A 13762-nucleotide genomic window follows, 5' to 3' on the forward strand; every position below is an offset into this window, starting at 1 on the left:
TTCTCCCTAGAAACCGCTTTCCCTGACCCCCAGGGCTGCCATGCGCCGCCAGGCAACGCCCAACAACGATTCGCCGCTGCCCTGCAACACCACAATGCCGCGCAAAGGTTGCACCGGCGTCGGCGTTTCTTCGAGGACGCTCAACCGCGCGCCATACTGCGCCTGCACCGGCTCGGCGCGCTGATGCTGATCCCGGCGCACGGCAATCGGCCCGTGGTGATCGGAGGTCAGGGCTTCCTGATCGACATATTCCACGCCGTTGGTATCGATTTCGCTCAATTGCACGGCAATCGCCGGGTGCATCGGGTCGTCGGCGATGAACCGTCCGCTGGCACCCGGGGCGACACGCCAGAGCTCGGCTTCGGCCAGATAACCGCGTAGCCGCGCGCCGTCTTCGACCACCCGCGCCAAAGGATCTTTAGTCGAAAGCCAGCGACCGACTGTTAACTGCGGCAGCAGATCGCGCACCTTGCCGGCGTGGGGCGCCCGCAACAACAGACGCTCACGCTGGGCGACCAGGCCTCGGTACTCGGCCACAGCTTCGGCCAGACGCTGTTCGACAATTCCGGCGTCGGCCGCGGTTTCGCTGCGGCTGGCCTGACGACGCATCTGCAACTGCTGAATCTGGATCTCGCGGCGAACGATGGCCTGGCGTGAGTCCAGGTCCGGTGATTCCAGCTCGATCAGCACCTCCCCTTGGGCAACGACCTGGCCGTCGTGCACATTCACCGTTTTGACCCGCGCCGCCACTGGCGCGTGCAGGGCACTGGCGCGGCCAGCTTCCAGCATCGTCGGCAATTCAACCGCGCTGCGCCATGGCAGCGCCAGCAGCAACAACAGCCCAAGCAACGTCAGGCCGCTGAGCAGAACCCTAGGCGTATGCGCCTGTTCGCGACGGCTCCACCATTGCCGCCACTCGCTCAGAATCGGCAGGAAGATGAACCACACCAGTTCCACCAGCATCAGGAAGATCCCCAATACCTTGAAGAACAGGTGATAAACCGCCAGCGCAATCCCGAAAAACAACGCCGCGCGCCACAGCCACGAGCCGTATCCCCAGATCAACAAACGCCGCTGCATCTTCGGCGACCACGGCTCCGGCGCAGGGGCAGCGTAGCCGAACAGAAACTCGCGCAATCGCCAGCGACACAAGGCAAAGGCCCGCCCCTGAAGGTTGTCCACTTCCCAGAAGTCGCTGAGCAAGAAGTAGCCGTCGAAACGCATGAACGGGTTGAGGTTGATCACCAGCGTGGTGATCCAGGTCGCACTGGCGAGCATGAACGCCGCCGTGCGCCCGGGGCCATCGGGCAGTAGAGACCAGGCAAGCAGCGCGATACACGCCAACACCAGCTCCGCCAGCACCCCGCCGGCGCCGATCAGCAACCGCGCTCGTCGATCATTGACGCGCCAGGCATCGCTGACGTCCGTGTAAAACATTGGCAGCAGCACCATGAACGCCACCCCCATGCTCTGCACCCGACAACCGGCGCGCTTGGCCATGAAGGCATGGCCAAACTCGTGGCACAGCTTGGCGAAAAACAGCGCCACCGCGAACGCCAACGCACCGCCGAGGCTGAACAGGTGCGGAAAGGTGGCGATGAATCGCTGCCAGTCCCGCGACACCAGAAACACCCCGAGCCCCAGCGTCGCGGGCAATCCGTAGCGCAACGCGCGCGGGCCGAAACGCTCCAGCCACGGCCAGGCGCGATTGAGAAAAGCGTCCGGTCGCCACAACGGAATCCGGAAAAACAGGTATTGATGAAGCAGGATTTTCCATAGGCTTTGGCGTTGAGCCGCGGCCTTCAGGCTGTAACTGGCGCGCTGCGATGGGTCGAGGGCGCTGATCAGGTCGTGGCCACGCAAAAACTCCAGTAATTGTTCAAGCGCCGCGCCGTCCAGTGGCAGCCCTGGCTCGCGGTTGGCGGCACGCAGCACCTGCTCGGGATCACCCAGGGACCAATGACGCAGCAAGCGCATCGCCGCCGCGCCGAGTTTGAAATAACGTCCACGCACCGGGTCGGCCAGGGTCCAGCACGGTGACCCGTCGAGGGCCGGCGCCGCCGTCGACAATTGCAGGTCTGCCCGCAGGCTCGGCAGGCTCATCTAAAGGCCCACGCTCTGACGCAACCCGGCCAGCGGTCGACGCAACAGGTACAGCGCCAGCGGCGCACGGTCACCGAAGACTTTCGCCGTGCCACGCAGGCCAATGCGCGGCGGTGCGCCGTCGAATGTCGCATCCAGTCGATAAGCCAGTTGCCCGCCAGCTGTTGGCTGCGCTTCATAGGCCGAACGTTCGAGTCTGGCCTGGTGCCGCTGCAGTGGATCGCTGTCGAGAAACAGTGCGACCTGCGCCCCAGGCTCCAGGGCGATCGCATCGCCCACGGCCAATTCGATGCGCAACTCGGCCTGATTCGGGTCGGCGAGTTCCATCAAGCGCTCGCCGGTCTGTACCGGTTTGCCGGTCCAGCGTTCGGCATCGGCGAACACCGCAATACCGTCCCGCTCGGCACGCACTTCGCTGCGCTTGAGCAGTTCACGGGCGTAATCCCGTTCGGCGCGTTTCTGCTCGACGCGGGCCGCCAGCAGATCGATTTTCGAACTGGATTCGGCATCGGCGAAGGAGCGTTGGGAGTTGGCCTTGAGTTCCGCCTCGGCAACGCCCAGGGCGCGCTCGGCCACATCAGCCTGAGCCTTGAGCGTGGTGCTTTCGAAGCGCAGCAACAAGTCGCCGGTCTTCACCGTCTGATTGGGTTTGACCAGGAACTCGACGATCACTCCGTCCAGTGGCGCGGCGACCACCCGGCCGCCCAACGGGACGACCTCGGCCGGTGCCAACACCGATTGGCGCACTGGAATCAGTAACCCGAGCAACAACACGGCGACCAGTGCCACCTGACGCTTGCGCGTCCAGCGCAGTCGCCAGGGTTTGCGCGGTAGCTGCGCCAGCCAGGCATGGCTGTAGGTGTCGCCCAGTTGCGACAACAGCACCTGCTCGGCAGGGTTCCATGGCACATCCCGCGCCAGCCACAGCCCGCCGAAGATCTCGCCCTGATGATCAATCAGTGGCAACCAGAACACCTGAGCGGCTGACAGACTTTGCCAATCGGCCTGAATCGATTCACTGAGCAGATCGGGCGCGATCACCCGCGCCTGTTTCAGCACCTCGAGCTTGAACAGCTGCGCGACCGCTTGCTCGACAAACGCCACGAACGGTCCATTCGGCTCCACCGCACTGACACCGGTCACCGCCTGCACCTTGCCGGCGATCAACAACGCGGCATGGCGAAAACCGAACAGCGCCTGGCCGTCATTGACCAGGCTGTAAGCCAGTTGCGCAGGATTACGAGCCGCGCGGGTCTGGCGTTCGAGGTCGAGAAACCTGGCGAACACCTGCTCGGCGCCGCCCGTTACCGGGGCGTTCACTTGAGCTCCGCGAAACGCGCCGTTCCGCTCATCCCGGCCAACAGGCCGCTGGCGTTGGGCAGCGTCGCCACCAGCAGCAAGGTCTGGCTGCCTTCGTCGATCCGCGCACCGAGGCGCTTGACCGTGGCATCCAGCGGCTGACCGGTTTCATCGGGGACAAAACTGAACGTCTGGCCGGGCTTGAGCTTGCCCATCCAGCGTGACGGCACCAACAGGTGAATTTCCAGGGTGCGGTTATCGACCACATCCAGCAACGGCGCACCGGCGGCAACGCTTTCGTAGCGCTTGACCTTGCGTTCGACGACCTGGCCATCGAACGGCGCGACTACGCTGCAGCGCTTGACCTGAACCTGATAAACCTGAGATTGCGCCTGGGTCTCGCTGACCTTGGCCTCGGCCCGCGCCACTTCAAAGCGCCCGACCGAATTCAATGCCGCCAGTTGCCGGTTATGGGCCAGCTCCTCACCGGCGCCACGATTGGCGGCCTGAGCCGCGTTGAGCTGAGCCTGATAAGCCGAACAGTCGAACCGCGCCAGGGTGTCGCCCTTTTTGAACGACTCGCCCTCACTGAACGGCAACTCGACAATCCGGCCGGACAACTCGCTGGCGAGCACCGCCTGATCCCGGGCTCGCAGCACGCCACGGGCTTCACTGCTGGCTGACGCGTTACCGCCGACCGCGTTGCTTTCCAGCAACGGATCGTCTGGCGCAGGCGTTTGCGCCTGTACTACGTACGTTACAAAGGTTAATCCCGCAACCCAAATACGAAAACGCCGCATAACCGTAACTCCCTGACGGATGAGCGGAGTCTACGACAGCGGGGGGGCGCGTCAAGCGGATGGCCATCATTGGTTGGAAGAGCGCGTTGGCGGATAGGTATTAATTTCCTTACAAATCATCCGGAAGGTTCCCACACCATCACCGGACAGCCACTCATTGTAGACGCAGGAATATCACCTTAATCTCGCCGAACTGAACCCTACACGCAGCGATTAATTTCGCTGGCAGTCAGGGTGAAGAAACCGGCTCCGACCGGTTTTTTCGTTTTTCTACGAGCAGATTAACGCTGCGCCATCTCCGCCACCGGATACACCGACTCCCACCCCCTACCCAACGCCTTGTACAACCCCACCATCGCCAACGACACCCCGGTCGAGCTCTCGACCCACTACTGCTCGGTCGCCAGCAATTCGCCTTGCACGGTGAGGATGTTGATCTGATCTGGATTGATTCAGACGCAATGCTAGCAAACATCCTTCTGACTGATGTATTGGCAGGTCTGCCGCCATCGCGGGCAAGCCCGCTCCCACAGTGATCTTCAGTGGATGCGGACTATGTGTTCAACACAGAACCCTGTGGGAGCGGGCTTGCCCGCGAAGGGGCCAGATCAGACACCACAAAACTCAGCGTTGCATCCCCCAACGCTTCACCGTCACCCGCTCCAACGTATCAAACACCAGATTCTCCACCAGCAACCCAATCAAGATCACCACCGCCAACCCGGCAAACACCTTGTCCGTATACAGCTCATTACGGTTCTGGAAAATGTACCAACCCAAACCGCCCTTGCCACTGGTAGCGCCAAACACCAATTCAGCAGCGATCAGCGTGCGCCAGGCGAAGGCCCAGCCGATTTTCAGCCCGGCGAGGATCGACGGCAGCGCGGCCGGGATCAGGATGAACAACACGAAACGCATGCCCTTGAGCCCGTAATTGCGCCCGGCCATGCGCAAGGTTTCCGAGACACCGAGAAACCCGGCATAGGTGTTCAAGGCCAACGCCCAGAGCACCGAATGCACCAGCACAAAAATCAGGCTGTTCTGCCCCAGCCCGAACCACAGCAACGCCAGCGGCAACAGGGCGATGGCCGGCAGCGGGTTGAACATTGAGGTCAGCGTGCTCAGCAGATCGCGACCCAATTGGGTCGACACCGCCAACGTGGTCAGCGCAAACGCCAGCACAATCCCGATCAGATACCCCTTCAACAACACCACCAGCGAAATCCACACCTTGCCCAGCAATTCACCGCTGAGCAGGCCGTCGTACAGCGCGCTGGCGGTTTGCAGAAAACCCGGCAGCAGCAGGTCGTTATTCTGGTATCGGGCAACGGCTTCCCAGAGCACCGCAAGCAAAATCAGAATCAGGCTTTTGCGCAACCAACCCTGCTGCCAAAGACGCCGGCCGAGGGGTAGTTCACGCTCCAGAGGGACGCTTGTCAGCGGCTGCAAAACGGTTTCAAATTCTTGACGTGCAGAGGATAGCTGGCTCATCGAGCACTCCTTTCAATGACTCAATAAGCGATGCGAATATCAGCGAAGTCCAGCTCACGCACGGTTTCAGCGGACTGACCTTCATCGAACAACAGCCGATGAATCCGCCGCGCCGATTCCTGGAACGCCACGCCGCCGAGGCTGTGCAAATCGTATTGATGGCTGTGGACTTCGGCCCGTACCCGACCCGGATGAGGCGACAGCAGCAAGATCCGATTGCCCACCACCAACGCCTCTTCGATGGAGTGGGTGACGAACAGCAACGTGAAACGCACCTCTTCCCAGAGCAGCAGCAACTCTTCCTGCATTTTGCGCCGGGTCAGCGCATCGAGGGCGGCGAAGGGTTCATCCATCAACAGGATTTTCGGTTGCATCGCCAACGCCCGGGCAATCGCCACACGCGCCTTCATGCCACCCGACAAGGTATGCGGATAGGCATCGGCAAACGCCGCCAGACCAACCTTGTCCAGATAGTGCAGCGCCCGCTCTTCAGCCTCTTTGCGCTTGAGGGTTTTGGAAGCGAGCAGCGCAAACATCACGTTCTGTTTGACGGTTTTCCACGGCGGCAGCTGATCGAACTCCTGGAACACCACGATCCGGTCCGGCCCCGGCGCATCGACCCGCTGGCCTTGCAGGCGAATCTCGCCCTCACAGGGCGGGATGAACCCGGCGACCGCTTTGAGCAACGTCGATTTGCCGCAACCGGACGGACCGAGCAACACAAAGCGGTCCGCCGGATCGACCTCGAAACTGACCTGATGGGTTGCTCGAACCACACGCGCCGGCGTGCGGTATTCCAGGCTGACCTTGTCGACCGACAGCAGCGCTTGAACGGCCGAGATCGGATTGCTGGCCATGTGGCCTTGCAAAGGGGCATTCATGTCGATCAGCTCCCTTGCAACGGTTTGGCGTCCTGGAAGAAGTAGTCCTTCCACGAATCCGGTTTGTTTTTGATCGCGCCGACGCGGTAGAGGAACTCGGCCAGCGGGTAAGTGTTTTTCGGCGTGACGGTAAATTCGAACTGCGGGTTGTCGATGATTTTCAGCAACGCCGCACGATCGATTTTTGCCTGGGTGACACGGATGTAAGTGTCGGCCGCCGCGCCTTTATTGTTCTGAGCGAACTCGGCCGCTTCAGTCAGCGCCGCGATGAAGGCCTTATAGGTTTTCGGGTTCTCGTTGCGGAATTTCTCGGTGGCAAACAGCACAGTCGGCGAGTTCGGGCCAAGCAGGTCATAGGTATTGAGCACCACATGCACGTTGGGGTTTTCCAGCGCCTGATCCTGGAATGGCGGATTGGAGAAGTGCCCGGTCAACTCGGTGCCGCCGGCGATCAGTGCCGCCGTGGCATCCGGGTGCGGAACGGCGATGGTGAATTTGTCGAGGCGATTGAATTCCTTGTCGCCCCATTGCTTGGCCGCCGCGTATTGCAGGAAGCGCGACTGCACCGAAACCCCGACCGCCGGCACCGCAATGCGGTCCTTCTCGGTGAAATCGGCAATGGTTTTGACCTTCGGATTATTGCTCACCAGGTAGTAAGGGAAGTTGCCCAGGGAAGCCACGGCCTTGACGTTCTGTTTGCCGTGAGTGCGGTCCCAGATGGTCAGCAGCGGCCCGACGCCAGCACCGGCAATGTCGATGGAACCGGAGAGCAACGCATCGTTGACCGCCGAGCCGCCGGAGAGCTGGGTCCAGTCGACCTTGATGTCGATGCCTTCCTGCTTGCCGTATTTCTCGATCAGGTTCTGATCGCGCACCACGTTGAGCAGCAGATAAACGATACCAAACTGCTCGGCGATACGGATTTCACCTTCGGCATGGGCCATGGTTGGCGCCACCAGGCTGCCGGCGAGCAGGCTGAAACCCAGGCCGATAGCAGCGGCCAACGATGCAAATGGAAGACGTTTGGACATGAGAGTTCTCCGAAATCAGAAAGGCACGTCGCCCTGGATGGTGGTGCGATACAACTTGCGGCGCAGATGGCTGGGGCATCCGGCGGCGAGGTGAATCAGCGAGCGGTTGTCCCAGAACACCAGGTCGTGGGCCTGCCATTGATGGCGGTAAATGTTTTGCGGCAACACGCTGTGGGTGTAGAGCTCGTCGAGCAATTGTTTGCTCTCGTCTTCCGGCAAACCGACGATGCGGGTGGTGAAACCCTCGCTGACGAACAACGCCTTGCGGCCCGTTTCCGGGTGAGTGCGGACGATCGGGTGAACCACTTCGGCGACCTGAGCGAGCTGTTCCGGCGTCAATATCGGGCGCCAGTTGCCCTCGAATTTGGTTTCGCTGTAGCGCGCCGTGTAGGAATGCGCGGCCGAACGACCTTCGACGGCTTTACGCAGCGCCTCGGGCAAGTTGTCCCAGGCTTTGTGCATGTCGGCGAACAGCGTGTCGCCGCCTTCGGACGGCAGCTCCTGGGCATGCAGCATCGACCCCAGGCTCGGCAGTTCTTTATAAGAGAGATCGGAGTGCCAGAACTTGCCGGCATCACCGAGGCCGATGGATTGGCCGTTCTCGATGATGTTGGAAACGATGAGGATTTCCGGATGCCCGGCCAGCAGGAATTGCTTGAGTACATGGATCTGCAACACGCCGAAACGGCGGCTGAAGGCGATCTGCTGTTCGGGGGTTATGCGCTGGTCGCGGAACACCACCACGTGATGATCCAGGTGTGCACGGTGGATGCGGGTGAAGTCCAGGTCAACGATTGGGCGGGACAAGTCCAGGCCGATGATTTCGGCACCGACGGCGCCACTGAATGGGCGGACTTCGAAGGTTTGCGACGCGAGGGTGGCGGCGCTTGCTGATGCAGGCTTTGGAGAAAAAGAGACGGCTGACATAAAAATCACTCCCACGCACGGCGCGCTCAAGGGCGCGCATCGATCAGAAACTCACGGAGGTCCCGTGTTGGTTCGTGTCGTGCGGCGCGCCGATTGGTCGGCAGGTACGCAGAGGAGTGACTTTATAGATATAAGAATTTAAATTTAAATACCGTTAATGAATAACGATATGGCTTTTGGCATGCACCGTCTGTGAGGCTTGCCCGCGATGAGGCTATCAGCCTCAATAAAAAACTACCGCTCGTGCAACGCCTCGGCCCGAGCCCGGATAATCGGCTTGAGCAAGTAACTGAGCACGGTTTTCTTGCCGGTAATGATGTCCACCGACGCCACCATCCCCGGAATGATCAGCAACGGCTTTTCATCCGTCCCGAGGTGACTGCGCTCAGTGCGCAGTTTGATGATGTAGTAAGTGGTCTTCTTGTCTTCGTCGGTGATGGTGTCGGCGCCGATCTGCTCCAGCTTGGCTTTCAGCCCACCATAAATGGTGTAGTCGTAAGCCGTGAACTTCACCGTGGCGTCTTGCCCCGGATGCAGGAAGGCGATGTCTTGCGGGCGAATCTTGGCTTCCACCAGCAAGGTGTCGTCCAGCGGCACGATTTCCACCAGGTCGCTGCCCGGCTGGATCACGCCACCGATGGTGTTTACCAGCAACTTGTTGACGATGCCACGTACCGGCGATGTCACCAGCGTCCGACTGACCCGGTCTTCCAGCGCCTTGCCGGTAGCCTGGGCCTTATTCAGATCGGTGCGCGCTTCGTTGAGCTGAGTCAGGGCTTCGCTGCGGAATTTGCCGCGAGTCTCGTCGATCTTGCGCTGCACTTCCTTGATTGCCGATTCGGCGCGAGGGATCGCCAGGGTGGTGGCGTCCAGTTGGCCGCGAGTTTCGACCTCGGCACGCTTGAGTCGCAAAACCTCAACCGGGGACACCGCGCCCTGAGCCACCAACGGCTCGGACATGGCGATTTCCTGACGCTGCAAGGACAAACCACTGCGGTACTGAGCCTGTTTGGAGGTGAACTCGCGCAGCTCTTGCTGCTTCTGAATCAATTGCTCCTGCAAGCCACCGATCTCATCATGCAGTTGCTGACGACGACTGATATACAACGATTGTTCGCTGGCGGCCTGGCCGGGTACGGCTTTGAGCACATCGGCGGGGAAATTCAACGGGCGGTCATCGACCTCGGCACTCAAGCGCTCAACACGCAACAGCATCGACAGCCGATCGGCCTCGGTTTCACCAACGTTGGAGGCGAACCGTGTGTCGTCCAGACGTATCAGCGGCGCGCCAGCCTCGACGATTTGCCCCTCCTTGACGAACAGCTCGGAAACGATGCCGCCCTCAAGGTTCTGGATTTTCTGGATCTTCGACGACGGAATCGCCTTGCCGTCGCCCTTGGTGACTTCATCGATCACCGCGAAATTGGCCCAGAGCATCAGGAACACGAAGAAGCCGATGATCGCCCAGGTCGTCAACCGCACCACGCGCGGGGCGTCTTCGATCAGCGCTTTGTTGACCTCGGGAAGAGGCTGGCCTTGCAGCGACGCGGAGCCTTTGAAGTAGCGGCGGATGGATTCTTTGACCCCGGACTTAAGCAACACTGATCTGCCCCTTTTTCAACGCTTCCATCACGGCGGCTTTCGGGCCATCGGCGAGAATCTGCCCACGGTCGATCACCAGCAGGCGATCCACCAGCGACAACAGCGAAGCCCGGTGCGTCACCAGCACCACGGTCTTGTTTTCCACCACGGCAGCGAGGCGTTGTTTCAGACGCTCTTCGCCAGTGTTGTCCATGGCGCTGGTGGGTTCGTCCAGCAACAGGATCGGCGGATTGAGCAGTAGCGCTCGGGCCAGGGCGACATTCTGACGCTGACCGCCGGACAGGTTCTGCCCACGCTCACCGACTTGCAGTTCATAACCTTGCGGGTGCAGGCGGGCGAATTCGTGGACACCGGCCAGTTCCGCGGCTTGCAGCACCAGTTCGTCTTCGACATAGCGCGCGCCCGACACCAGGTTGTCGCGCAACGTACCGGCGAGCAACTGGATGTCCTGGGGCACGTAGCCGATGTTGTGGCGCAGCTCACTGACGTCGATCTGCCGGATATCCACACCATCCACCAGCAGCGCGCCGTCGTCTGGCTGATAGAGGCCCACCAGCAGTTTGGCCAGGGAGCTTTTGCCCGAGCCGCTGCGGCCGATGATGCCGATCTTCTCGCCCGGCTTGATGATCAGGTTGATGCCCTTCAGCGCGGGGTTCTGCTGATTCGGATAGGTGAAGGTCAGTTGACGGCATTCAATGGCGCCTTGCAGGACCTTGCGGCTCAGCGGACGCTCGTCGAAATTGCGCTCCTGAGGCAGCTCCATCATCTGATCGACCGAGGTCATGGTCACCCGGGCTTGTTGATAGCGGGTCAGCAGACCGGACAGCGAGGCCAACGGGCTGAGGGCACGACCGCTGAGCATGTAGCAGGCGATCAAACCGCCCATACTCAGGTTGCCGGCAATGATCTGGTACACGCCGAAGACGATCATGATCACCCCGGCCAGTTGCTGGATCAGCAAGGTGATGTTCATCGCCAGACCGGACAGCATCTTCACCCGCAGCTCGAGGCGGCTGAGGGTGCCGATGGTCTGCTCCCACTGATACTGACGTTCGCTTTCGGCATTGTTGACCTTGACCGCATCAAGACCGGCGAGGGTTTCGATCAGGCTCGACTGGCGCTCGGCGCCCAGGGCCATGGTTCGTTCCATGGTCGCCACCAGCGGCTTCTGCAAGGCATAACCGATCAGCAGTGCAATCGGGAATGCCAGCACCGGAATCCACACCAGATGCCCGCCGAGGATCGCGATGACCAGGAAGATCAACAACGTAAACGGCAGGTCGATCAGGCTGGTGAGGGTCAGCGACGCAAGGAAATCGCGCAGGCTCTGAAACTCATGGATGTTCTGGGCGAAGCTGCCGACTCGCGCCGGACGGTACTTCATGGCCATGCCGACGATGCGCTCGAACAGCGTCGCTGAAATGATCAGGTCGGTTTTCTTGCCGGCCAGGTCCAGGCACAGGCTGCGCAGGCTCTTGAGAATCAGGTCGAACACATAAGCGCCGGTGATGCCGATGGCCAGCACCCAAAGGGTCGATTCAGCCTGGTTCGGCACCACGCGGTCGTAGACATTCATCACGAACAGCGGCGCGGCCATGGCGATGATGTTGATCAAAAAACTGGCGGCGATGGCGTCGGCGTACAGCCAGCGCGAACGCTTGAGGGTGTCGCGAAACCACGAACGCGCGCGCGGGATCAGCGTGCCGTGGTTAATGTCGAATTTGTGTTGGGGTTGGGCGAAGAACACTTTGCCGCTGTAGTCGTCGGCGAGCAGTTCACGACTGACGCAGACTTCGCCACCATCGCTTTCGCTAAGCAGCAAGCGGGCCTGGTCTTCACCGTGCCAGCCGAGCAGCACCGCGCTGCGCCCGTCTTTGAGCAGCAACAGCGCCGGCATGGCAATCGCCGGAATCTGCTCCAGCTTGCGTTGCAGCACCCGCCCCTGCAGCCCGGCGCGAGCAGCTGCGCGGGGCAGCAGCTCGACACTCAGACGCTGCTTGGGCAACGGCAGGCCGGTGGTCAGCATTGCCGCGCTGGCCGGCTTCTGGTGCAACGTGCAAAGGGCTAGCAGACCGTCCAGCAATGGATCGTCATGCAGCGCGCGTGGATCATGAATGAGTTGAACTCGACTGACTTCTGATTCCACGCTCGACACTCTTGGCTAACAGTTGAAATGGGGCAGGACTCAATTCATCCCAGGCAGCTGGACCTTGGGCTTCACGTCATTTTGCACAACGGATGCCAACGGTGCGACTACGCCCTGACTTTTGAGCAATTCGCCCATGGTCGCCTTGATTCGGTACTGAGTAAATAACTGAATGTTTTTGATCTCGACCAGCCGACGGGAAGCGGTGAACAGCTCGTTTTCACTGTCGAGCAGGTCGAGCAGTGTCCGCTCGCCGAGGCTGAACTGCTTCTGATACGCGCCACGCACGCTGGCACTGCGATCGACATATTGCTGGGCGATCGGCACCTGGGCGTTGGCGTTGTTCAAGGCATTCCAGGCCAGGCCCAGTTCTTCGTTCAGCACGCGCAGGGCGTTGTTGCGAATATCCAGCGCCTGGTTCGACAGGTAGGACTTGGATTCCAGATCGGCTTTGTTGCTGCCACCGGCAAACAAATTGAAACGCATGCGCAACATGGCCTGCCATTCATTGTTGTGCCCATTCTGACCATCAAGGTCGTTGTCGGCGGTGCGGCCCAGCTCAGCATCGAAGCGTGGATAGAAGCTCGACTTGGCGGCTTCGTACTGTTTCTCGGCAGCAGCGATATCGGATTCGGCGGAACGCAGGATCGGGCTGTTTTCCAGCATCTGCGCCCGTGCTTCATTCAGGTTGGCCGGCAACAGCGCCATGAAATCGGCAGGCCGCTCCAGTTGATCGGGCATCTGGCCGACGGCGCTGAGGAAGTTGGTCTCGGCGTCAGCCAGGTTGGTCTGCTCGGTAATCAGGTTGTTGCGGGCCTGGGCCATACGCGCTTCGGCCTGATCGAGGTCGGCGCCGCTGCCCACGCCGCGCTGGGTGCGCAACTTGATCTGGTCAAAAATCCGTTCATGGTTTTTCAGGTTGTCTTCGGCCAGGCGCACGAATTCGCGGCGCGTCAGCACGTCGAGATAGACCTGAGCGACAGTCAGCGCGGTCCGCTCCGAGGTGCCCAGCAAGGAATAAGCACGGGAGTTAACGGTGGCTTGTTGACGCCCTACTTCGCTGGACGTCGCAAAACCGTCAAAAACCATCTGCGACAGACGTAAACTTGACTCGCTACGGTTCAGCGTTTCCCAGTGGTTGCTGTTGCCAGCGGCACGGGTGGTAACGCTGTCGGTGCCTTCACGGCCATAACCGCCCAGCAGATCGACCTTTGGCAGGTATCCACCTTTGGCAGCCTTTAATTGATAATCCGCGGCCAGCCGACTGTTGACCGCTGCCTGGATTTCCGGGTGGACATCCAGTGCCTGTTGCATGGCCTGCGGAAGGGTTTGCGCCTGAACAACGCTGGCGGCAAAGGCGAAGGGTAGAACCTTGAACAGGTGCAAACGCATAGTTGGAATTTCCCGGGACTTCTTGTCTTGAATCACTGCAGAACATGGCGCTGCATCGCATGGTGGCAACCGGAATGACCGTATGTCGGA

The 13762-nt window shown here is 60.7% G+C and carries 10 protein-coding genes and 1 pseudogene; all 11 read right to left on the reverse strand.

What is annotated here, in order from left to right; all coding sequences use genetic code 11:
• Nucleotides 1–6: 6 nt before the first annotated feature.
• Nucleotides 7–2103: a biotin/lipoyl-binding protein gene (locus tag J3D54_RS07440; RefSeq protein ID WP_253417338.1), complete on the reverse strand. Its 2097-nt coding sequence runs from the start codon at nt 2101–2103 to the stop codon at nt 7–9.
• Nucleotides 2104–3423, reverse strand: a complete 1320-nt coding sequence (locus J3D54_RS07445) for an HlyD family efflux transporter periplasmic adaptor subunit (protein ID WP_253417339.1) — start codon at nt 3421–3423, stop codon at nt 2104–2106.
• Nucleotides 3420–4202, reverse strand: a complete 783-nt coding sequence (locus tag J3D54_RS07450) for an efflux RND transporter periplasmic adaptor subunit (protein ID WP_253417340.1) — start codon at nt 4200–4202, stop codon at nt 3420–3422. The genes J3D54_RS07445 and J3D54_RS07450 overlap by 4 nt, the downstream gene beginning before the upstream one ends.
• A 281-nt stretch (nt 4203–4483) precedes the next feature.
• Nucleotides 4484–4639 (reverse strand): annotated as a pseudogene (locus tag J3D54_RS07455) (RND transporter); the annotation flags it as partial.
• A 187-nt stretch (nt 4640–4826) separates the two neighbouring features.
• Complete coding sequence (locus J3D54_RS07460) at nt 4827–5693, reverse strand: ABC transporter permease (RefSeq protein ID WP_253417341.1); 867 nt, start codon at nt 5691–5693, stop codon at nt 4827–4829.
• 20 nt (nt 5694–5713) lie between these two features.
• Nucleotides 5714–6574, reverse strand: coding sequence for an ABC transporter ATP-binding protein (locus J3D54_RS07465; protein WP_253417342.1), 861 nt, complete (start codon nt 6572–6574; stop codon nt 5714–5716).
• 5 nt (nt 6575–6579) lie between these two features.
• Entirely contained in the window at nt 6580–7605 is a 1026-nt protein-coding gene (locus J3D54_RS07470; protein ID WP_253417343.1) for an ABC transporter substrate-binding protein, read from the reverse strand.
• 15 nt (nt 7606–7620) lie between these two features.
• Nucleotides 7621–8532, reverse strand: coding sequence for a TauD/TfdA family dioxygenase (locus J3D54_RS07475; RefSeq protein WP_253417344.1), 912 nt, complete (start codon nt 8530–8532; stop codon nt 7621–7623).
• A gap of 234 nt (nt 8533–8766) precedes the next feature.
• Complete coding sequence (locus J3D54_RS07480) at nt 8767–10134, reverse strand: HlyD family type I secretion periplasmic adaptor subunit (RefSeq protein WP_253417345.1); 1368 nt, start codon at nt 10132–10134, stop codon at nt 8767–8769.
• Entirely contained in the window at nt 10124–12280 is a 2157-nt protein-coding gene (locus J3D54_RS07485) for a type I secretion system permease/ATPase (protein ID WP_253417346.1), read from the reverse strand. Before J3D54_RS07485 ends, J3D54_RS07480 begins: the two co-directional genes overlap by 11 nt.
• A 39-nt stretch (nt 12281–12319) precedes the next feature.
• Nucleotides 12320–13672, reverse strand: coding sequence for a TolC family outer membrane protein (locus J3D54_RS07490; protein ID WP_105347515.1), 1353 nt, complete (start codon nt 13670–13672; stop codon nt 12320–12322).
• Nucleotides 13673–13762 lie beyond the last annotated feature (90 nt).

It is taken from the genome of Pseudomonas sp. GGS8 (assembly GCF_024168645.1).
In the GTDB taxonomy this organism is placed as follows: Bacteria; Pseudomonadota; Gammaproteobacteria; order Pseudomonadales; family Pseudomonadaceae; genus Aquipseudomonas.